Source organism: Nitrospirota bacterium (assembly GCA_035873375.1).
In the GTDB taxonomy this organism is placed as follows: Bacteria; Nitrospirota; Thermodesulfovibrionia; order Thermodesulfovibrionales; family JdFR-85; genus BMS3Bbin07.
The window spans coordinates 1-21,512 of sequence record JAYWMQ010000024.1; the positions used below are offsets into that span (position 1 = coordinate 1).

General features: G+C 47.2%; 22 protein-coding genes and 2 pseudogenes. 9 read left to right on the forward strand and 15 right to left on the reverse strand.

The features are described 5' to 3' along the window. Positions 1–139 precede the first annotated feature (139 nt). The 8 genes from cobI to thiC all read left to right on the forward strand — a co-directional run bounded on the left by cobI (position 140) and on the right by thiC (position 7,607). Positions 140–844 (forward strand): precorrin-2 C(20)-methyltransferase, encoded by a 705-nt coding sequence (gene cobI, locus VST71_05165; protein ID MEC4685106.1) that lies wholly within the window; start codon positions 140–142, stop codon positions 842–844. Between the two features lie 251 nt (positions 845–1,095). Next, positions 1,096–1,287, forward strand: a complete 192-nt coding sequence (locus VST71_05170) for a cobalt-precorrin-5B (C(1))-methyltransferase (protein ID MEC4685107.1) — start codon at positions 1,096–1,098, stop codon at positions 1,285–1,287. Then, entirely contained in the window at positions 1,284–2,177 is an 894-nt protein-coding gene (cbiD, locus tag VST71_05175) for a cobalt-precorrin-5B (C(1))-methyltransferase CbiD (GenBank protein ID MEC4685108.1), read from the forward strand. Before VST71_05170 ends, cbiD begins: the two co-directional genes overlap by 4 nt. Beyond that, positions 2,165–2,806: a precorrin-6y C5,15-methyltransferase (decarboxylating) subunit CbiE gene (gene cbiE / locus VST71_05180; GenBank protein ID MEC4685109.1), complete on the forward strand. Its 642-nt coding sequence runs from the start codon at positions 2,165–2,167 to the stop codon at positions 2,804–2,806. Before cbiD ends, cbiE begins: the two co-directional genes overlap by 13 nt. A 133-nt stretch (positions 2,807–2,939) precedes the next feature. Next, a complete protein-coding gene (gene cobK, locus VST71_05185; GenBank protein ID MEC4685110.1) occupies positions 2,940–4,502 on the forward strand; it encodes a precorrin-6A reductase in 1,563 nt (520 codons plus the stop codon). Continuing rightward, positions 4,502–5,257 (forward strand): precorrin-4 C(11)-methyltransferase, encoded by a 756-nt coding sequence (gene cobM / locus VST71_05190; GenBank protein MEC4685111.1) that lies wholly within the window; start codon positions 4,502–4,504, stop codon positions 5,255–5,257. Before cobK ends, cobM begins: the two co-directional genes overlap by 1 nt. Next, entirely contained in the window at positions 5,241–6,050 is an 810-nt protein-coding gene (gene cobJ, locus VST71_05195; GenBank protein MEC4685112.1) for a precorrin-3B C(17)-methyltransferase, read from the forward strand. The genes cobM and cobJ overlap by 17 nt, the downstream gene beginning before the upstream one ends. 255 nt (positions 6,051–6,305) lie before the next feature. Beyond that, positions 6,306–7,607: a phosphomethylpyrimidine synthase ThiC gene (gene thiC / locus VST71_05200; GenBank protein ID MEC4685113.1), complete on the forward strand. Its 1,302-nt coding sequence runs from the start codon at positions 6,306–6,308 to the stop codon at positions 7,605–7,607. A 210-nt stretch (positions 7,608–7,817) separates the two neighbouring features. On the opposite strand, the gene VST71_05205 is transcribed toward thiC, so the two are convergent. The 6 genes and pseudogenes from VST71_05205 to VST71_05230 all read right to left on the reverse strand — a co-directional run bounded on the left by VST71_05205 (position 7,818) and on the right by VST71_05230 (position 10,869). Continuing rightward, positions 7,818–8,564 carry a radical SAM protein gene (locus VST71_05205; protein ID MEC4685114.1) on the reverse strand — a complete coding sequence of 249 codons (747 nt, stop codon included), beginning with the start codon at positions 8,562–8,564 and terminating at the stop codon, positions 7,818–7,820. 42 nt (positions 8,565–8,606) lie between these two features. Further along, positions 8,607–9,038, reverse strand: coding sequence for a hypothetical protein (locus VST71_05210; GenBank protein ID MEC4685115.1), 432 nt, complete (start codon positions 9,036–9,038; stop codon positions 8,607–8,609). Between the two features lie 133 nt (positions 9,039–9,171). Continuing rightward, positions 9,172–9,615: an IS4 family transposase gene (locus tag VST71_05215; GenBank protein ID MEC4685116.1), complete on the reverse strand. Its 444-nt coding sequence runs from the start codon at positions 9,613–9,615 to the stop codon at positions 9,172–9,174. Continuing rightward, positions 9,513–9,758, reverse strand: coding sequence for a transposase (locus VST71_05220; GenBank protein MEC4685117.1), 246 nt, complete (start codon positions 9,756–9,758; stop codon positions 9,513–9,515). Before VST71_05220 ends, VST71_05215 begins: the two co-directional genes overlap by 103 nt. Beyond that, positions 9,682–10,053, reverse strand: a pseudogene (locus VST71_05225) (DUF4372 domain-containing protein). Before VST71_05225 ends, VST71_05220 begins: the two are co-directional and overlap by 77 nt. A 165-nt stretch (positions 10,054–10,218) precedes the next feature. Then, positions 10,219–10,869, reverse strand: coding sequence for a PEP-CTERM sorting domain-containing protein (locus VST71_05230; GenBank protein MEC4685118.1), 651 nt, complete (start codon positions 10,867–10,869; stop codon positions 10,219–10,221). Positions 10,870–11,659: 790 nt separating this feature from the next. Between VST71_05230 and VST71_05235 the strand changes: the two are divergent. Beyond that, positions 11,660–11,835 (forward strand): annotated as a pseudogene (locus VST71_05235) (adenosylhomocysteinase). 224 nt (positions 11,836–12,059) lie between these two features. On the opposite strand, the gene VST71_05240 reads toward VST71_05235, so the two are convergent. The 9 genes from VST71_05240 to VST71_05280 all read right to left on the reverse strand — a co-directional run bounded on the left by VST71_05240 (position 12,060) and on the right by VST71_05280 (position 21,512). After that, a complete protein-coding gene (locus VST71_05240; GenBank protein MEC4685119.1) occupies positions 12,060–12,353 on the reverse strand; it encodes a hypothetical protein in 294 nt (97 codons plus the stop codon). Positions 12,354–12,505: 152 nt separating this feature from the next. Next, positions 12,506–13,102, reverse strand: coding sequence for a flavodoxin family protein (locus VST71_05245; GenBank protein MEC4685120.1), 597 nt, complete (start codon positions 13,100–13,102; stop codon positions 12,506–12,508). A 271-nt stretch (positions 13,103–13,373) separates the two neighbouring features. Beyond that, entirely contained in the window at positions 13,374–13,637 is a 264-nt protein-coding gene (locus tag VST71_05250; protein MEC4685121.1) for a hypothetical protein, read from the reverse strand. Positions 13,638–13,648: 11 nt separating this feature from the next. Next, entirely contained in the window at positions 13,649–14,236 is a 588-nt protein-coding gene (locus VST71_05255; protein MEC4685122.1) for a hypothetical protein, read from the reverse strand. Positions 14,237–14,260: 24 nt separating this feature from the next. Further along, positions 14,261–16,918, reverse strand: coding sequence for a DEAD/DEAH box helicase (locus VST71_05260; GenBank protein MEC4685123.1), 2,658 nt, complete (start codon positions 16,916–16,918; stop codon positions 14,261–14,263). Between the two features lie 149 nt (positions 16,919–17,067). Further along, a complete protein-coding gene (locus tag VST71_05265) occupies positions 17,068–18,333 on the reverse strand; it encodes a hypothetical protein (protein ID MEC4685124.1) in 1,266 nt (421 codons plus the stop codon). Further along, the gene (locus VST71_05270) at positions 18,334–19,044 is read right to left on the reverse strand and encodes an ABC transporter ATP-binding protein (protein MEC4685125.1); all 711 of its coding nucleotides are present in this window, start codon (positions 19,042–19,044) and stop codon (positions 18,334–18,336) included. A gap of 10 nt (positions 19,045–19,054) precedes the next feature. Beyond that, positions 19,055–20,278, reverse strand: coding sequence for an FtsX-like permease family protein (locus VST71_05275; GenBank protein MEC4685126.1), 1,224 nt, complete (start codon positions 20,276–20,278; stop codon positions 19,055–19,057). 16 nt (positions 20,279–20,294) lie between these two features. Beyond that, the gene (locus VST71_05280) at positions 20,295–21,512 is read right to left on the reverse strand and encodes an ABC transporter permease (GenBank protein ID MEC4685127.1); all 1,218 of its coding nucleotides are present in this window, start codon (positions 21,510–21,512) and stop codon (positions 20,295–20,297) included.

Consider the following 21,512-nt stretch of genomic DNA (forward strand, 5'->3'; position numbering starts at 1 on the left):
AGCCCCCCCTGAAAAGGCCCTTTTTCAGGTCTCTTCACAGTAAGGTAGTCGAGGTTCCGGAGCTTGAGTTTGCAAGGCCCGGCATCCATGCATTTGAGGCCGTAATAGACCTTAACAAAATTTTTCGTGGAGAAGATAAATGAGTAATACCGTTTATTCGATCGGGCTTGGCCCGGGAAACCCCGAACTCCTGACGGTCAGGGCAAGAAGAATGCTTGAGGAGTCGGATATCGTAGTAGTGCCCCAGTCCGACGAGACCGGAAGGAGCGTGGCAAGAGATATTGTTCTCCATTACATAGACCCCTCAAGGATTCTGATGTATTACTTCCCGATGAACAATGACAGGGAGGACCTGGAGAGAAGATACACTGAACTGGCCCGGAAGATAAAGCAACTGACAGTGGAGGGTAAGAGGGTATCATATGTGACAATGGGGGATCCGACCATATTCAGCACATCAAATTATATTACCGAAAAACTGAAGGCAGTGGGAGTGGAGGTAAAGCATGTCCCTGGCATAAGCTCCATAAACGCTGCCTCAACAATGCTCGGCCTTCCCCTGTGCGTCAAGGGAGAACACTTTGGTGTCTATGAGATGCCGGGGGAGGTTGAAGAGGCAGTGAGGCTTATCAGGAGGCATCCGACCACGGTCTTTATGAAGGTAAACAGGAAACTGCCTGTGCTTGTTGAGGCTGTCAGGACAGCGGTGCCGGAGAGGGCTTATCTTGCCCGCAGGATAGGTCTTGACGAGGAGGTTTTTTATGATATGCTCAACTGTTCACCTCCGCCTGAGGCTGCGTATCTGTCGGTTGCAGTGATAAGGAGGGGGCAGTCAGCGGGATAGGAAGGGTTTTGGAGTAGAGATGTGAACGGTTGTTGGAAGCGCTATGATAGACTCTTCACTCATTCTCGATGGACATCGTGTCCATCTCCGAGGAAATTATCACGACTCACCATCCGGGTGAGACAAAAGTGATAATTAAAACCGTTCAGAGTCAATCATAGCGCTTCTTTCCAATGATTGAGGCTTTTTATCGCTATATCCGGGGTTATGTAAGTGTTACAGTATTTTATTGCCCAAGTTAAGAAGATGATATGAGAAAGGGGTTTACAACTGGTGCTGCTGCCACCGCAGCAGCAAAGGCAGCAGCAATACTGCTGGCCGGAGGTCAGGGCTTGGAAGGCAGGAGCCGGAGACTTACGGGATTTGTAGAGATTCAACTCCCTGACGGTAAAAAGGTCTGCCTTAAAATTCTTAACTCTGAACTCTTGACTCTGAACTCTTGACTCTGAACTCTGAACTCATAGCCCGGGCATCGGTTATCAAGGATGCAGGGGACGACCCTGATGTTACAAACGGGATGGAGATACGTGCAGAGGTAAAAAGCCTTGAACATACAGGGGATATAGTGATAAAAGGTGGTGAGGGTGTTGGTGTGGTAACAAAACCAGGCTTGCAGATCCCGGTGGGTGAGGCGGCAATTAACCCTGTGCCGAGAGTTATGATAACCCGGGCGGTGAGAGACGTGTTGCCAAAGGGCGGGATAGCGGTTGAGATATCAGTGCCCGGGGGCAGGGAGGTTGCAGGGAAGACCTTTAATCAGAGGCTGGGCATTGTGGGTGGAATATCTATAATCGGCACAACAGGCATAGTCGAGCCCATGAGTCTTGAGGCACTGAAGGCAACCATAAGGTGTGAGATAGACGTGGCGCGGGAGGAGATCAGAAGCGCTCCTTCCGCCCTTTTTCTTGCACCCGGCAAGATCGGAGAAAATGCCTTAAAAAGTCTTTTTGGTGATATAAGGGTTGTCCAGATGAGTAATTTTGTGGGGTTTGCACTTGAGTATGCCGGGGAAAAGGGTATAGATGATATTGTCATTGGCGGTCATCCTGGAAAGCTTGCCAAGATAATGATGGGCTATCTTGACACCCATTCAGGAAACTCTCCGCAGGCCACCGGGTTTGTAGCTGAATTCCTGGGTCTAAACAGTGAGTTTAATACTGTTGAGGAGATTATTCAATCAGTTAAAAAGGTTTCGGGTTCAGGGCAGACCTTTTTCGACCTTGCCGCAGGTATTGCAGAGGCGGTAAGGGAGAGGTTTGGGTTCAGGACGGTCGAGGTATGTCTCTTTGATATGAAGAAAGAGCTGACAGGTAGGGGGAAATGCACAGGATAACGGTAATAAGCGCAGGGCCGGGAGGCAGGGGATACATTACAGCCATTGCATTGCAGAAGGCAGGGCAATGCGATGTAATCATAGGCACAGAGCAGCAGCTCGCTACAGCAGGGCATACCCCCGGGCAGATCGTTTACAGGGAAAGCTCCATAGAGGGGATAATGAGACTGATAGAGCGGCACAGGGGCCGGCGTGTCGGGGTGCTCGTTACCGGGGATGCAGGGATTTACAGCCTTGCGCAGAAGATAATCGACAGATTCGGCAAAGAGGCAGTTGAGAAGATAATCCCCGGGGTATCAAGTATTCAGGTGGCCTTTGCAAGGGTCAAAGAGCCCTGGCTCAATGTGCGGGTCTTTTCATTTCATGGAAGACCGCTTGAAGGGCTTGAGGATATTTTAAGCTGCGACAGGGTGGCGGTTCTGTGTGACAGGGGGCATAATGCAAAGGCGGTGCTCTCTGCCCTGACAGGGCTGGGTCTCTTTGATGAAGCACGGAACATCTATGTATGCCGGGATCTGACGATGGAGGACGAACAGGTGTTGGAGGTCCGAAACCTTGAGGATATAGAGGGCATTGGGACAGGGAGAAGGGAGATTGTTCTGTTGATTAAAACCATTAATGCTGATTAAAACCACTGAGACACTGAGACACGGAGAAGAATAAAAATTTTTCACTTGCCATTTATCATTTTACAGGGTATTAAAATCCATTAAATATTCTGTGTCTCCGTGTCTCTGTGGTTTCAACCAGGATATTTAAATCATGAAGACAGCCGCAATAGCAATAACTGAAAAAGGTGCTGAGACGGCCCTTAAAATTGCCACAGCTACAGGGGCGGACCTGCACCTGTGGCAGGAATGTCTGAACGGGAAGGCGTTTGATGAGGTTGGAGACAAGGCCGTCACCTTTGAGAGCCTGTCAGCTCATGTAAGCAGGATATTTCATGAATACGAGGGGTTGATCTTTGTCATGTCTCTCGGCATAGTAAGCAGGGTTATAGCCCCAATGATAAAGAGCAAATATACAGACCCGGCCGTAGTGTGCCATGACGAGGTCGGCAGATTTGTGATAAGCATTCTCTCAGGTCATGAGGGTGGTGCAAACGGGCTTGCCTGCAGTGTGAGTTCAGTTACAGGGGCAGAGCCGGTTGTCACCACGGCAACAGAGGCAAACAGGCTATATACCTGCGGGGTTGGTTGCAGGAGGGGTGTCCGGGCAGAAGAGATAATAAAAGCCATTAAAGAGGCCTGCAAAATGGCCGGCATCTCAGTGGATGAAATAAGGTGTCTTGCCTCGGCATGGGTCAAGAGTGACGAGGCGGGGCTACTTGAGGCTGCCGGGAAACTCGGGCTCTATCTCAGGTTTATACCCGAGTGGATGATTAAGGAGTATTACGAAAAAGACCCGCAGGCTGAGAGGTCGGATTTTGTGCATGAAAGTATTGGGGTCTACGGTGTTTCAGAGCCATGTGCCATGGTATCGGGCAGGAACACGGTTTCTGTTTTGGGGAAGACAAGTTTTGGAGGAGTAACCGTTGCGATAGCAAGGGAGCGGCTTTTCAGGGATTTAATCAATATGGAAGTTAAAAAGGCAGGTGAGCTGGAAGGCAGGATTCTGCTCCTTGGCGGTACCACTGAGGCAACTGAGGTGGCCAGGGATCTGGCGAAAGAGGGTAAGGAGTTCTTTATAACCACTGCCACGGAATACGGCCGTGACCTCTTTGCAGAGAAGTTCGGCAGCAGGGTGATAAGGGAGAGGTTCAGTGAGGAGACCCTCCGTAAATTCATAGGGGAAAAGGGGATAGTGACGGTGATTGACTGTACTCATCCCTATGCAGGGCTCATTACCGGATTGGCAAAGAGGGTGTGTGAGGCAGAGGGGATAAAATACATATCGGGAATAAGGGATTTGGAACAGACGGTAACGATTGATTATGAAAAGATAAAGACAGTTGCTTCTGTTGAAGACGGAGCAAAAGAGGTTTTGGCGCTCGGGATCAAAAGGCCGCTTTTTACCACAGGAAGTAAAGACCTCTGTTTTACTAATATACTGAAGGGCAGGGATCTCTTTGTCCGGGTATTGCCGTATGAGGATTCTGTCAGGGCCTGTCTTGACGCCGGGGTGAGGAGGCAGCATATCATTGCCATACAGGGCCCCTTTTCCGCTGAATTAAATATTGCACTTATAAGGCAGTACGGTATAGACTGTCTGGTGACCAAGAGAACCGGCCGTGCGGGTGGTTTTTATGAGAAGATCGAGGCGGCAAGGGAGTGCGGAATATGGGTTGTGGTGGTTGAAAACAGCAAAATGACGGAGATGAGATAATGTCCAAGGTATATTTTGTAGGTGCAGGTCCCGGTGACCCTGAACTCATGACACTAAAGGGCAGGAGGCTTCTGGAGGAGGCTCAACTGGTCATATTCGCCGGAAGCCTTGTGAATCACGAGATCGTCAGGGGTTTAAGTGCCGAGGTACATGATTCCTCAGGCATGTCCCTTGATGAGATAATAGACCGTATAAACCGGGCTGTCAAGGAAGGCAGATCAGTAGTCAGGCTGCACACGGGTGATCCCGCTTTCTACAGTGCCATATCAGAGCAGATAGAGAGGCTGCGGGCGCTGGACATAGAGTATGAGGTTGTCCCCGGCGTATCTTCCGCCAGCGCAGGGGCTGCTGTTCTTGGACAGGAGCTGACAATACCCGAGGTGAGCCAGACCGTTATCTTTACGCGGCTTGAGGGGAGGACCCCCGTGCCTGAGACAGAGAGGCTGAGGGACCTTGCTGCACACAGGACAACAATGGTGATATTTTTGAGTGTCTCCATGATAGAGCGGGTAAGGGAGGAGCTGCTGCACGGCTATTCCGGGGATACGCCGGTTGCAGTAGTTGAAAAGGCGTCCTGGCCTGAAGAGAGGGTTTTTCATGGCACTCTCGGTGAGATTGTTAAGATAGTTAATGATGCGGGCATTAAAAAAACGGCCCTGATCTTTGTCGGAGATGCCCTCAGGGCATCCAGGAATACCACAGGCAGGGAATCAAGGTTGTATAATAAGGACTTCAGTCATGAATACAGGAAATAAAGGCAGGCTTTCTGTTGTGGGGATAGGCCCCGGAGACCCGGATCACATCACTCCCGCCGCACTCAGGGCGATCAGGGACTCTGAAGTGATCGTGGGATATACAACCTATATCGACCTGATAAGGGGGTTGATCAAAGATAAGGAGATTATTACTGCGGGCATGACCCGGGAGGTTCAGAGGTGCAGGAAGGCCATAGAGGCCGCCTCTCAAGGCAGGACAGTTGCCGTGATATGCAGTGGTGACCCCGGGATTTACGCCATGGCCGGGCTGGTGTTTGAGTTGATTGAAAAAGGGCTGCAGGTTGAAGGCGGCAGTTCAGATCAGGAGTTGGCCCCGGAAACCGGTACTGCGGAATTTGATGTTGAAGTCATCCCCGGAATACCTGCGCTGTCGTCATGTGCCTCAAGACTCGGAGCCCCGCTGATGCATGATTTTGCCTCAATAAGCCTGTCGGACAGGCTTACTCCCTGGGATAAGATCGAGAGCAGACTCCATGCCGCAGCAGGGGCGGACTTTGTCATTGTGATCTATAACCCAAAGAGCAGGGGCAGAAAGGACCACCTTGAGAGGGCAATCGGAATTATTGCCAGGCACAGAAATAGTGATACACCTGTAGGGATTGTAAAGGCTGCCATGAGGGAAGAGGAGAAGATAATTATCACCACCCTCGGCAGTGTGCCATTTGAGGAGGTTGACATGCAGAGCACGGTTATTATTGGAAACAACAGGACCTTTATCCGGGATGGCCGTATTGTGACCCCGAGAGGGTATGGGGATAAGTATGAGTTGTGAAGAGAGAGTTAGGGAGTTCAGGAGTTGAGGGCGCAAAGCGCATAGTGCAAAGCGTGTAGAACACGGGACTTCTCTCTCTTTGTCTTTAACGCTTTGCTCCATGCGCTTTGCATCTTTAAAAAGGTAATCGAGAGGCAAAAGAAAAGATTTTGAGCTTTACAAGGTCTTCTCAATAGACTCAAGACAGGGATTTGCAAGGAGTGAAACGGAACGCTGAGCTATTAAGATAAATCTAAATAAACAGGAGGCAGGTGAATGACTCAGATTGAAGTTGCAGGAAGAGGAGAAATTACAGAAGAGATTAAAAAAGTCGCATCTGAGGAAGGCATAGATGCAGAAGTTATAAAAAGGAGGGTCTCAGGTGGCCGGATAGTAATCCCTGCCAATAAAAACCGTTCCACCCGGGTTGTGGGTATCGGCAAGGGGCTGAGGACCAAGGTGAATGCATCCATCGGGACATCAACAGACATTGCAGATATCAATATGGAGGTTGAAAAGGCAAGGGTTGCTGAAAAATATGGTGCTGACACACTCATGGACCTGAGCGTAGGCGGTGATATAGCAGGGATAAGAGGCGCTGTGATGGATGCAGTAACCCTGCCGATCGGGACAGTGCCGCTTTACGAGGCCTTTTCCATGGCAATTGAAAAATACGGGGCTGCCGTAGAGATGCCGGCAGAGCTGCTCTTTGAGATTATGGAAAAGCAGTGCGAGGAAGGGGTTGCCTTTATGGCAATACACTGCGGCATTAACAGAAGGACTGTCGAGATGCTGCGCAAACAGCATTACCGGTACGGCGGACTCGTCTCAAAGGGCGGTTCATACATGGTTGCATGGATGGAACATAACAACATGGAAAACCCCCTTTACGAACACTTTGACCGGGTGGTGGAGATAATGAAAAAACACGATGTGGTACTGAGCCTCGGGAACGGTTTCAGGGCAGGCGCCATCCATGACTCTACAGACAGGGTACAGATTCAGGAACTGCTTATAAACTGCGAACTTGCCGAGACCGGCAGGGAGATGGGATGCCAGACAATGGTTGAAGGACCGGGGCATATCCCGATAGACGAGATAGAGGCAAACATCATCCTGCAGAAGAGGATGTCCGGAGAGGCCCCTTTTTACATGCTCGGGCCGATAACAACAGACGTGGCCCCGGGATACGACCATATTACCTCTGCCATAGGCGCGGCCCTCTCCTCTGCCTATGGAACAGACTTCATCTGTTATGTCACCCCCTCGGAGCACCTCGGTCTTCCCTATCCTGAAGATGTGAGGGAGGGCGTGATGGCGGCAAGGATAGCTGCCCACATAGGTGACATGGTCAAGTATAAGCAGAAGGACAGGGATAAAGAGATGTCGAGGGCGAGGAGGGACATGGACTGGCAGAAGCAGTTTTCACTCGCAATTGACCCTGAAAGGGCTCAGGAGATAAAGGCAAAGCGTGGAAACGGTGATTCCAATACCTGCACTATGTGCGGCAGTTTCTGCGCGAATAAAATATTGAGCGGTATGTTTGAAGAGGACAAGAAGGGCTCTGACAAGGAATAGAAGGAAGGGTGAATAATAAGGGTTCACCCCTGCAAAGGAGTGACATGATTAACCCTGAACGGTTTTAAGTATCACAAAGGCTTCACATAGATGGTGAAGCCTTTGTGATACTTACCTCGGAGTCCCGACTGGAAGTCGGGACGAGAATGAGTGAAGGGTTAATCATGTCACTCCTTAAAACCTCTTATCACTGTATCCGGGTAGTATATCTTAAAACAAAACCTCGCAGGTGATACCTTCCCTTTCAAAGGAACGCCTTAAATCCTTCCCCTTCCGGATAAAGAACTCTTCCTTCATTGCCCACTCCATCCCGTGCTTTCTGTAAACCCAATCAGCATAGTGATAATTCATCCTGTCAATGAGTACATAATCGACTTTTCCTTTTAATCTTTCAACCAGCCCATCAGCCTTGGGAAGGATTGGCGCTATCATGGCAAATGTCTTTACCTCTTCCGAGTGTAATACGGCAAGAGCCTTGATCCTCTCTTCAACCGGCGGCGCCTTTGGCTCGAAAATCGTTCTTACCTTCTCATCCACTGTTGTCACGGTAAAGCCAACCTCAAGCTTTTGTGACCTCTTCAGCAAATCCAGGTCCCGCAGAACCAGGGAAGACTTGGTCTGAATTGTCACAGGCCAGTCATTTTCTATCAGGATCTCAAGACATCTTCGTGTCAATTTATACCTGCCTTCCAAGGGTTGATAAGGATCACATACACCGCTTATCCACACCCTTGCAGCCTTCTTCCTCTTTATCTCTTTCCTCAGCAGCTCAGGCGCATTGATCTTCACATCCACAAACTCCCCCCATCCTTCACTGTGGCCTGAAAACCTCTTCATGAACCTTGCATAGCAGTAGGTACAGCCATACTGGCAACCAGTGTAGGGGTTCAGAGTATAATCAAAGACCTTTGATTTCGAGAGGATGTTTTTGGCCAGGATTTCTCTTGTCTTCATCATACAGTAGCGTCCGGTAAAAAGGAATTAACGAAGATTTCTCGCCTATGGCTCGAAGTGACAGTTTTCACACAGTTTGCTGCGCTTTGTTATGCCACTATAAGTGCGGATTAAATATTCGCTGATAACTGACACGGCAATGCCCACTCCCTTTGAGTTCCAGTGTGTGTCATAGTTATTATAAATACCTGATGATTTATTAGCTCTGAAAATGCCTACAAGATTTATTGTTTTTACTCCCTCATTTTGCAAACGATCGGTCAGTAGATTAATATAATTTTTTGTGAATTCGTCAATATTGCTACCATAAATAGTTTGTTTCGCAGGTATGGCTATAAATATATATTCCATACCTCGAGCATTAATATCTTCCTTTCTGCTCACTATTGATTGAACTGCACTGTCCAGATCATGTTCATTAAACCTGTGGTTCATAAATCTATATTCCTCCTCAGCATTAAATAAGTAAACAAACATATCATTTATCAGGGGTCACTGCTGTCCAAGATATTCTAAAACCGAGAATCCCACCCTTATAAAATAAGGCTTTCGGACAGGCAAATTCCTATTTTCAAAATCAGGTTACCCCTTTTGTTCATTGTCTCTCCCATTATGCTGTCCAAATCTGTATCATTAAGGCATTTGCCGATGTTCCTACAAAGGTCTTTATCTTTAAATTCTGCTTTATCGTCTTAAAAAATATCTCTATCTGCCACCTGTCCTTATATATGGAGGCTATTGTCGTTGAACCAAACTCGTGATGATTTGTCAGCAATACAATCACTTGTTTGTTTTCCTCATCCCAGACCTCTATCCGCCTTAACTGATATGGATAGTTCTTCCTGGCAGTATGCCCTGAAAACTCTACCACCTCGTCCTTTAATATCCTCCGCTTTTTCGGCAAAACTCTGTCCTCGACAACTCTATAATCTGCGTTTTTCTTCAGCCTTGTTACAAAATATACTCCCTCTTCTGTCCACTTTCTGAATAGTGCATAGGTTGGTCTATATATCCCCTGTCCATTACCACTATAGAACCCCCTGGAAATGACAATCCCCTTGCTATATTCACCTCATGTACTTTCCCTTCCGTTATATGTGCAAATACCGGCAGATATCCTTCATGGTCTAACAGTAAATGCAGTTTTACGGCACCCCTTCGTTTGTCTGAACTTTGCCCAATCAAATAAACCGGCACATAACTCTATTACTGTTGCATCAAGGCTGAACTGCTTGTTCTTAAATCGAAACTCCTTCTTTCCAGCTGCTACCTTTTCGCATTTCTCTAACATCTGATAAAATATCTTCTCATATAACTGCCCCGGCCTGTGCTCATTGGCATATGATAGCGTTGAACGCTTTGGTGCTCTATTTAGCCCCAGATGTTTCAATTTCCCAAAACAGCTTGCCAATCCTCCACATATCTCCCTCAATGAATGTGCCTGCCCTATTTGACAGAACAGCATTCCTACAAACTGCTGCCAACACGTAAAACCCTTTGCTCCCTCCTTTCAATCTTCATTTTGGACAGATGTGATTTCTGATATAGTTTTCAAGTGTGCAACTACGTGAAGTTGTAATCTATCACTCGTAAAAACAAAAAAATGCCCATCCGCACACATCGGGATGGGCATTTTGAGGCTTTACATGATTGACTCTTATTTCATCTTTTTTCTTGCAAATGCAAGTCCAACCAGACCAGAACCGATAAGAAGCAAAGTGCCTGGCTCAGGTACTCTTTCGGTTGTCCCGTAAGTTCCTTCGAAATTATCTATGATGTAACGACCGTAATCAGATGTGAAATTAAATGTAGCATAAGACGCCGTACCTAAAAAGCTTAAACTGATATAGCCTTCCGGGTATGTGCTAGTGCCATAAGAAGTAGCTGTATATAACCCTGTTACAGTAGTCGAAGCAAGCAATGTGTCAGTGGAATCATAGATATAGAAAGAAGCTGTGTCATCTTCGTTATATGAATCTAAGGCAAACCCAAAGCTCAAAGAATCTTCAGCTCCGACTATAAAATCGACTCGGAGATCAGTTGAAAGCAAGCTAGTACCTTCAAGACCAGGTTCATCAATATAGGTCATATTTGTCCCCGGACCTACAGTATTAAAACCATAGGGATCGGTAGTAGTAAAGATAACATCGTCTAAGCTATCACCGTCACCATCGAAAGAGTAACTGGTCGCTCCAGTGATAAGGTCATCAAATGTTATGATAGCTGCGTGGGATACCCCAACAAAGGCAACCGTTAGCATCCATACCATAGTCAGCACAACGATAAACAGCAACTTATCCTTATTCATTGCTTGTACCTCCTTTTTTTGATTCTTGTTCTTACAAGGTGATTCCTTACCTCCTTATTTATTTTTTCTTCGACTTTAAGCTCTTGCAGGAGATATGCCAGCCTTAGCGGCATCCTTGTAACAGATTGAATTCAAAAGGAAATAACCGCATTACGGTTCTTTGCCGATATTAGGATTGTTTGCTTTTAGTGCAAAAAAACCCGACAATATTCCTGCTAAGCAATAGCAAACATAAATAAGAACTAAAGCAGCCTAATGGATAAAGCTTTAATTTTAAAGAATATCTAATTAAAACCTTTCGACAAACAGGAATCACATTGTAAACTGTAAAAAGTATTTCTGATGTAAGGGATTCCGACATGATGCTACTATGAACCTGTCTTGATGAAAAAGGAAGACGTTTTCTTTTTTGGATGGTTTATTTATTTCTGAAAGAAGAAATCCACCTGTTTAGCTGGTTAGCATACATTTTGTATTGAAGCATTTTACTTCATTTTATTCGAATCGTTCTTTTACTTCTTTAATAAAGCTTAAGTGAGTACCAGCCAATCCTAAATCTACTCCCAAACAAATGAGAATTTAAAGACTATTTCTCCTTCGGGAATTGAAGAAAGTTCAGCCCTTGAATCGTGAAGCAACATCCTCAAAGGAAAACTTTCCCGACATCAAACATTTACTCCTTTGCTTGCAATTGTTGGCTGAAACCCTGATAAGATAGAACGCCGGGAATACAGGAGCGGGCTCTTTATGAGCTCAAGCCACCGGTGAAAGGCAGTTACGATATTCTTTAATAATTCAGGAGGGTTTAAAGCTAACGATTGAGGACAAGACTGTTGTTGAGTATTTCAAGGTAGCGGATATTACTCTTGCCGAATGGGGAAGAAAAGAGATATCCATTGCCGAAACCGAGATGCCCGGATTAATAGCGCTTCTCAGGAATACAGACAGGAGAAGCCACTTAATGGAGTCTGACTTCAACTTTTACCCCTTTGTATCTATGGCAAACAGAGTAATGTCTATCAGCTAAGACTACAGCTTTTTCTCTTACGTCTTTTGAAAATGGCATGGTTTTCTTTTATACGCTAACACTGGGACAAGTGACTGGCAGGCCTGCGGAATGCCAGTCCGTCTTAATGCCATTGTTATTTTAATCTCTTTTTCCACACTTCTTAATTGTACCCATCCTTTCTTCAACAATTCCTAATAGTTCTATCTTTAATTGGGATTTCCATTACCTTCTCAATATACCCTCTAAGCCAAATGAGTTTGTCATGTTCAAGTGGGGCTTCGAGCATCCAACTATCCTGAAATGAAACAGGGTCGTCAATGATATCCTGGATAAAATCCTTCATGCCTTTCAGATAGTCTTCTTCGTTTTTATATTTTCCTGATAATGCGCCAAGTTCTGTTTCTAAAAAAGGACTGATTTGAATTGCTCTTTTGATTATCCTGAATGCTTCTTCACTTAAGTCATCAGTATCCATATTGTATTATCCCCAAAATATCCTGGCGGAATCTTTTGTTCACAATATTCAGAAACAACCTTTTCTATCTTTTTTATTTCAAATTCTGTGAGTGGCATAGAAAACCTTTCTTAATTTTTCAGGGTAACATCTACCCGGATATTTTATCATATTCAAACCAGCTTTTCAGCCAGGGAATTAATTTTCGCATACACACGTTCAGGTAACTTTGGATGGGGTTCCTTGCTGATTAAACCCGTAAATAGTGTGCCAACCGGACTCGCTCCTGTAGTTTGAGCAGTCATTTTGAGTTGTTTATGAGTCTCATGAAACCAGCGCCCAACAATCCCGGGGGCTGCACATGAAGAAAGAAGTACCGCTCTCTTCTTTGGCACCTTTGCCTTTCGAAGCCTGGGGCTATTCATCTCCCATGGCCAATAGGCATAAACAACCAACCTCTCCATAAAGCGTTTAAAGATGGCGGTGACTGTGCCGAAGTTGGTGGGTGAGGCAAGAATATAAGCATCTGCCCTCTCAATTTTATCAATCAAATCCTGCATTCCATCATGCTGTATACACTCACCCGGCGTATCACCGGGTTTTTGGGTACACACCCGGCAGTTAAGACAAAACTCAATAGGGTATTCACGCAGAAAGATAAGCTCGACCTCTGCACCGGCTGTCTCTACGGCCTGAACCATGGCCCCGACAGTTTGATCGGTAATGCCATTGTTTCGATACGAACCGTTAATCGCAAGTATTCTCACCATGGGTTCCCCTTACTTCCGCAAAAAGACAACTTTATCTTCAAGAGATATAAACAAGATACCACAAGGCGCCGACAATGGCAACAGAACTTTTAGGGGTCAAGAACTTTTAGGGGTCAGGTCTCAACATTCAACATTTCTCATTATCATTGCCACTTCTGACATTTTCTTTCCAGTTTCCTGTGGGTATCAACTACTCTCAAATGATGATCGAACCTTGACTGTAGTTAGATATTAGATATCGAATGTTGAATGTTGAGACCTGACCCCTTTTTTATTTCTTTTTAGGGTTAGCCTTTTTGGTCTTCCCTACAGCAGGCTTCGTCTTTTTTGTTGCGGTTTTTGCCGGTTTTCCTTTTGTTTTTGATTTTGTTTTTGCCCGTGCCTTCTTTGGTGCCGGGGTCTCTTCAACATCGAGATCAATACCAAATATCTCCGACAGATCAGAATCAGCCATAACCTTCGGGCTTTTCTTCCTGGCCTTTTTGAGCATTTCACTCGTCTTGTCTTTAACTGCTCCGGAGACTAAATCATTCACCTCTACACCCCTTAAGGTGAAAACAGTTCAGGTTCCAAATCCAGTCTGGCCCCGATTCCATATAACGTGGCTGCAACATGCTTGCACATATCGGCCCAGTCAGGGCAACTGCAGTCAAAGGAAATTTCTTTAGGTGCAGGGAAGAGGCCTGTTTTTGTATCGGTAAATATATTTGATAACGATTCAGGAAACTTGCCATTCATAAGCTCCTGCAGGGAATCAAATTCCCCCTGACAGGCCTTCTTGATATTTCCCCAGATTTTCTTCTTCAGGGTCTTTATCTCAATCCGGATTTCATAGGGGCTGAAATCCGTCCCCTGCACCAGGGATTCGACGAGTCCGGGTTTTATCTGCAGGTCCAGCACTGCGCCATTGCGGACATAGCTCCTGCCACGTTCAATCCGGTTGCTATAATCGGCATAGCATTCCAGATTACTGTTCCAGGACTTTCCCCACCACGTTCCGGCCAGGGCTCTGCCTTCAATGATAACCGGCTTGATGTTCGGATTTTTCTTGCGAAGTGCCTTTAGATTTTTTTCCGCCCTTGCCCGTTTTTCAGCAACGGTTACATAAGGGGCAAAAGATCTCCAGTAAGACATAATCATTCCTCCTGTTGTCAATAATTAAAGGCTGAGTTTAAATAAATCCAGTATCTTTTCGTTATCCATTTCCGTAATCCAGTTTTCGCTTGAACTCCGGAGCACATTTTCGGACATGGCGCTCTTTTCTTCCAGCATCATGTCGATCTTCTCTTCCACAGTCCCCTTTGTTATAAACTTGTGGACAATCACTTTTTTTGTCTGCTCGATACGAAAAACCCTGTCTGTAGCCTGGTTCTCAACTGCCGGGTTCCACCACCTGTCAAAGTGGATAACATGATTGGCCTCCGTCAGGTTAAGCCCTACCCCCCCGGCCTTCACTGACAGGATAAAGAAAGGAACATACTCATTGCTTTGAAACCGTTCGATAATCTTCTTCCTCCGGGAAACAGGGATACCGCCGTGCAGGATTAATCCCTCCCGGTTAAAAATGGTTTTAAGAAAATCATGAAGGGCATTGGTGATCTCTTTAAACTGCGTAAAGATCAGTACCTTCTCCCTCTTTTCGAATATGGTCTCGCAGATATCCCTTAACCTCTGGAATTTTCCGCTGTCCTGTTCATTATAGTCCTTGTTGTCAAGATACTGCCCGGGGTGGTTGCATATCTGTTTAAACTTCATGAGTGACGACAGTATTATGCCTTTACGCTGTATGCCGTCTGATTCCTCCAGTGCCCTGCCGATATCGTCAACCAACCTCTTATATAAAAGGACCTGTTTTCTGCTTAAATCTGCATAGGTCTTCATCTCTATCTTGTCCGGCAAATCAGAGATAATGGATTTGTCGGTCTTCAGGCGTCTGAGGAGATAGGGGCTGATGACATCTTTCAAACGGCCGTATTTGTCGGGATGGTCGCTCAGCCCTTTTGTGTATTCTGCAAATTCGCGTATATTGCCCAACAGACCGGGATTAATAAAATCATACAGGGACCAGAGGTCGGACAGCCTGTTCTCTATGGGTGTTCCGGTAAGAATAATCCGGTTAAAGGATTTCAATTGCTTGACTGCCCTGCTCTGCTTTGTACCGGGATTCTTTATAGCCTGGGCCTCGTCCAGAATGACATAATACCAATCGGAAGATTTCAGGGAGTCGTATTTCTGAATAAGGGCATAGGTCGTAATGACAAGGTCGTACTTATTACTGAATGTATCCTCCTTGAGTATCTTCCTGCTCTCCGGATTAACACCGGGATGGGCAATAAAGAATTTTAAAGACGGGGCAAAGCGCTTTATCTCATTCTGCCAGTTTGACAACAGGGAGGCTGGAACGATGAGAAGACTGCAGCCGGCCTTCTTTTTCTTCAATAACGTTAGAAACGCAAGGACCTGAATTGTCTTGCCCAAACCCATGTCATCGGCCAGACAGGCCCCGAACCTCAGAGAATGGAGGAAATGCAGCCAGTTCAATCCCTTCTGCTGGTACTCCCGCAGAACGCCCCTAAACTCCCTGCCGGGACGGATGGATCTGATCATCCGGGGCTGTCTCAACTTTTCAATTACAGAGGCAAGCCACTCTCCGTTTGAAACCTCTACAAGGCTGTTTTTTGAAGGATCATCGAAGAGGGCCCTGGCCCCCATTTGCACACTCATGACATCCCTGAACGTCAACCCCATGGACTCTGCCTGCCTGGCCTGCTCAAAGGCCTTGAGTGCCTGCCTGAGTTTCCGGTGATCCACCTCTACCCATTTACCCTTGATATAGGCCAACCCCTCGGATTCAGCGAGAATCCTGCGCACTTCCTCCTCGCTTATAACCGAATCCCCGAGAAGCAGTTGTGCGTTAAAATTTAAGACAGAATCCATGCCGAGATGGGATGGAGGTGCCTTTCCAACCGTTATATTGACCCTGAGAGGGGTCCCGGTCCCTTTCCACCAGTTTGGAATCCGGCATAAAATCCCGCAGTTCTCATAAAAGGCAACCTCCCTGAGGAATTGATACGCCTCTTTTGACGTCCATGACAGGGGATGAAAAATCTCTCCGGAATCCAGAAGCCCGGCAATGAGACTGCTCTCCCTGGCGGCTAAATGAACAGTGGCCAGAAGGTCCAGGAGTTTGCGGCTGTCATGGTCATACTCTTCCAATGCGTATCTGAGCGGGAGGTGCCTGGATTCACCCTTTTTATTAAGGCCCGTTGAGTATGTTGCAAGAAAGGCAAAGGGAAAGTCCTCACTCCTCCTGTTTTCCACAAGATGGAAATAGACCCGACCGACAAGATGGATATCCGGACTGTAATTCTTGATGAAACCTTCGACTGTCCCCTTATGTTTTCTTATTTCCTGCTGAAATCCGGAGTTTAATCCTTTCCATAATGCCTTGAGAAGGACCTCATCAAGGTATTCCCCGCCGGTCATGAACGGGGCTCTGCTCAGGGTTTTCATTATGTCATTCTTTTCAAGGGGAACTACGACCTTGTCCCGTATGAGTTCAAGGTCAGGGGTGTGGCTTAACTTTTGAGCAAAAAGATGAGAAAAGTCTCTCAGAAACCCGAGAGAAGGAGAGAGGTGCACTGTCTGGTCGCAAAACCCCAGAAAGAGTATGCAGGAGGAAGTATCTTCCTGAAACCGTTTAAAGATTTCCTTCTGTAATATGCGAGTGCTTTTACTGATTTTATCCCGTGGGTCAACCCATTCCAGCTGGATTGTGCCATTTGGCAGGATAACAGCAACGAGTTCCTGATCCATTAAGTAGCCGTATTGTTAATTTGATTTTATTCTGTAGATAGTAATGCGCCATCATTTATACCTGATGCGCTTGTGATTATGCTGTTTATCTTACTACAGGTCCTTCTATAATTGTCAAATGATGACTGATCCACCCCGTCACCCCCCCCTCAGAAATACAGCCGTATCGATGTAAAGTATATATCTGGATACATACCGAACTCTGATTTGATCTCCCTTTCCACCACCCCTGAAACCTCGTTTATACGCGTCTCCGGTTTGCGGCCGGTGCTGATAAAGGCCCCCGCGTCAATATAGACGTCCTCGGCAAAGTTGAATTCAAACAGGGCTGAAAGGTATGCCGAGAGGTCCACGGCATTCAGCAGGGCCCGGGCAGTGAGGTTAAGGAGCGGCGTAATCTCATAGGCAAGGCCCGGGGCAATGTAGTGCCTGCCAGCAAGGTAGACAGCGCCTTCGGTATAGGCAATTCCGGCAAAAGCCTCCGGATATTCTTCAGGCCTGCCCCTGCCTGCCCCGTTAAAGTGATACTCGATAAAGCCATACAGGCCCTTGCCGAAATTATAATCAAGGCCTGTGGAAAGCCTGAAATAGTCTTCCTCAGGAGTGTAGTCAGCAGTTGCACCGGCAAAGGTATATGCAGCCTCCAGCCAGTATCCGGCGCCACCTATTGAGCGGGCAATATCAAGGCCGAGGAGCAGGTTTTCCTTGAAGATAATCGTTATAAACGTCAGGTCAGTCTTGAGGAGATAGTTTCTTGAGCGTAAAAAGAGGGCACTCTCTGAGGCCCTGAATTTATCACCAAAAACGATGCCGCCGTCTAATTCCCCCATCTCTCCAACCGGCATTTTCGCCCTTATTGCATCAACCCCGATCCGTTCCTCCTGGTTAAGCACTTCATAGGCATAAGGGGCAAGCACATCAGTAGGGTTTATAACACGGGCTGAACCAAAGGCAACAGGCTGGCGGCCGAGATAAAGGTCGGCAGCAGGCAGATTAAGCGTGATAAAGGCGCGGTCAAGGTTTTGGGTGACCATGAATGAACTTTTCAAATCCTCTCTCCGCGGGTAGAGTCTCTCCCCCAGGTCAAATGCTCGGTATGAATAGGGCTCAGGCCTTGGCAGCGAAGCATACAGAAGATCACCTTCCATCGGCTGGACGGTCGGGGTTATCTCATAGGCAAGCTCTGCCGAAAGCCGGTCATGGGGCTGATAAAGGAGGTCCAGCCTTAAAACATTAAAAGCCCCTCCATCTAAATCACTATCTGCCTCCCCGGCACTACCGGTATCAGTCACGGTAAAAAAACCCTTCAGGTAGCCGCTTATCCTTATATCTTTTTCTTCTCCGTATACCGGGCCTGTCAGAATGGAGATGGCAAAAAAGACAAGAAAACCAATAGCCCGCTTTTTAAGCTTCAATTACCCTCCCCGGCTTCCTGGCTGATCGCTCTCGATTTGTCCGTCCTTCAGCATAATGAGTCTTCTCGACTTCTCCATGATCATGCGGTCATGGGTGGAGAAGATAAAGGTCATACCGCTCTTTTCATTCAAATTACTCATCATGTCAAGCAGGGCAGCGCCGGTTGCTGAATCAAGGTTGGCAGTCGGCTCGTCAGCAAGGATAATATCAGGCCTGGAAACCATAGCCCTTGCAACAGCCACACGCTGCTGCTGTCCGCCGGAGAGCTGTATGGGCAGCCGCTTGTCCATGCCCTCAAGACCGACCTCTCTCAAGATGGCCTTTACACGCTGACTCCTCTCCTGCTCAGAAACCCCCTGCAGGAGCATAACGTACTCGACATTTTCCTTTACTGTCAGCACCGGGATAAGATTGTAGGACTGAAAAATAAAACCGATATGGTCACGCCTGAAGTCGGAAAGCTCATTTCCGCTCATCTCATTAATCGGTCTGCCCGAGAGAATCACACGGCCTGATGAAGGGGTATCGAGTCCGCCGATGATATTCAGAAGGGTTGTCTTGCCGGAGCCTGACGGACCTGCAATTGCAGTAAACTCCCCCCTCTTTATGCTCAGGCTTAAGGATTTCAGCGCCCTTACCTCAACCTCGCCGCTTCGGTAAGTCCTGGAGACGTTTTCCACCCTGATTACCTCTTTTTCGTTATCTGTCATACACATCTCCTCAGAAACTCCTTTTCATTGCCTTTGCCGGTGTGAGCCTGGCAGCATAGTATGCCGGGTAAAGAGCGGCAACAAGCGTAAAAAAGAACACATATAGCGGATTCAGTAAATACTGCCGGACATTCATTACAGGATAAATAAGCTCGTTTATGGTTGTACCGGCAAACTCTATACCCCTGTAATCTATCCCGTAAACAGAGAAGAGCCAGCTGAAGAAAAATCCGGTTGCACTGCCGATAATAATGCTGATTATTGCAAGACAGCCCCCTTCCAGAAGGATCATAAGTGCCATTCTGAGGGGTCTTGTGCCTATGGCGCGCAGCACCCCAAACTCAAACATCCTCTCATAAAGGGACATAAAGAGTGTGTTCATTATGGTAAGTCCGACTATGCCGAAGATTATGGTGGCGGTTATTACCTTTGAAAGGGTGGACATCTCCAGGACGGCCTCCATCTGGGGCATAATGTCTTTCCAGCCGATGGCCTCGTTGCCGTACCGGGAATATTTATTCCAGAAACCAAGAGAGCGGTTTCCGGCATCCTCGAGATTATGAAAACGCAATGCTATCTCATGTACGCCCTGTCCCAGACCGAGTATTTCCTGCGATTTCTTCAACCCTATAAAGGCCACTGCACTGTCCAGCTCCTGAATGCCGAAGCGAAATATACCGCTCACCCTCAGCATCTCCTGCGATAAATCACCCGTCCCTGCCTGGGCCACTGTAACAACCACACGGTCGCCGACTCCCACCTCAAGCACCTCGGCAGTCTTTGAGCCGATGAGTATCTGCTGCGTATTACTGCCCCCAAGGTATCTCCCCTCTGTTATGGCCTCATCTATTTTGGATATATCACGCTCCTGTGCCGGATCAATGCCATAGAGCATAATGGATGCGACATTCGCCGCTGACGCAAGCATGGCAAACGATTCTGTACGCAGGGAGAAAGCCTGAATCCTCTCCTCCTTCTTCAGGCCATCTTCAACCCACTGAAGGTTATTAACGGTCTTTTCAACCTCAAGCGTATCTCTGAACCCCCGGGCATGTATCTGTCCCTGGCCGGCAAACGTGTCAGTGGAGGTCCTGATCATGCTTTCATTTATGCCCGTCATAAAGGCATCCCCAAAAATCATCACCGCCAGTCCAATGCCGATGGCAATACCGGAAAGGATCGTCCTTCTTGTATTACGGAAAATATTCCGCCATGCAAGCTTTAAAAGGATCACGGCTTTCTCCACATATTCAAATTGACCTCATGGCCTTGACCGGCTCTACCCTTGCAGCACGTATTGCCGGGAAAACACTCACCACAAGGGCCGTTAACACTGTCACTACAGCAGGCAGGATGATGGACTTGAGTGAAACCATACCCACCATTTTTTCAAATACAATACCCCCGTATTCAATCGGAATTGGATAACTTATGCCGTATATGGAGAGGAGATAATTGCCAAGCACACCAAAAACCCCGCCAAGCATGACGCCGAAAACCGAGAGCACTCCTGTTTCAATAATGATAAGCAGAAAGACCTTTACGGGTCTTGTGCCGAGTGCCCGCAAGAGGCCGAACTCATGGGTGCGTTCCAGGATGGTCATGAGCACGGTATTAAGAACCCCGACGGCAACGATAATCATGATAATCAGAAGCGATATATACGTGCCCTTTACGTCCGCCTGCATTGCCTGATAAAACTGCTTCTCCACCACCTGCCAGGGCTCAACATCAAGTGAGGGGTCATTAAGCCTTGTTCTAATCAGAGCGGCAACCTCCCTTGATTTCCTCTGATCGGTAAGGACAACGGCTATTTCGTGTATACGATCATCAAGAACAAGGAATTCCTGGGCAGTCTTAATATGCATATAACAATTCATCCGCTCAGAGGTATCCCTGGCAGAACCTGCAAAGCCAACAATATTAAAGAGGTCATTTGCGATTGAACCGTCGGCGCCCTGTGAGATGAGCACAAGTTCATCGCCTATATCTGCATTTAAAATCCTTGCAAGCCCGCTGCCGATGACAACCTCCCTGAGTGGCGTGCCGGAGATGAATCTCCCTCTCCTTACCTTCTCCCTGAGCCGCGTTGTCCGGGCTTCCCTTTCGGGGTCTATGCCTATAATCCTGACTCCCGTGGTCTTTGTGCCGATAAAGGCAAGGGCCGGTGAATAAAGACGCGGAGCCCATGCCTGCACCTCGGGGACAGCCTCAATCTTTGCACCCAGGGCCTCATAGTTACTGATGGTCTTGTAGAGAGAGCGCCTGTCGAGATATCCCTTCCTGTGGATCTGTATATGCCCTGTATGGTCTCTTGTGAACATATCAATGATGCTGGAGTAAGTGCCGTCTGAAACACCGATAGACAGGGAGAAGAGGAAGTAACCGCCCGCCATCATGATGATGGTCAGGAGGGAGCGCCGCTTCTGCCTGAAGACATTCCTGAAGGCTATCTTTAAAATAATCAT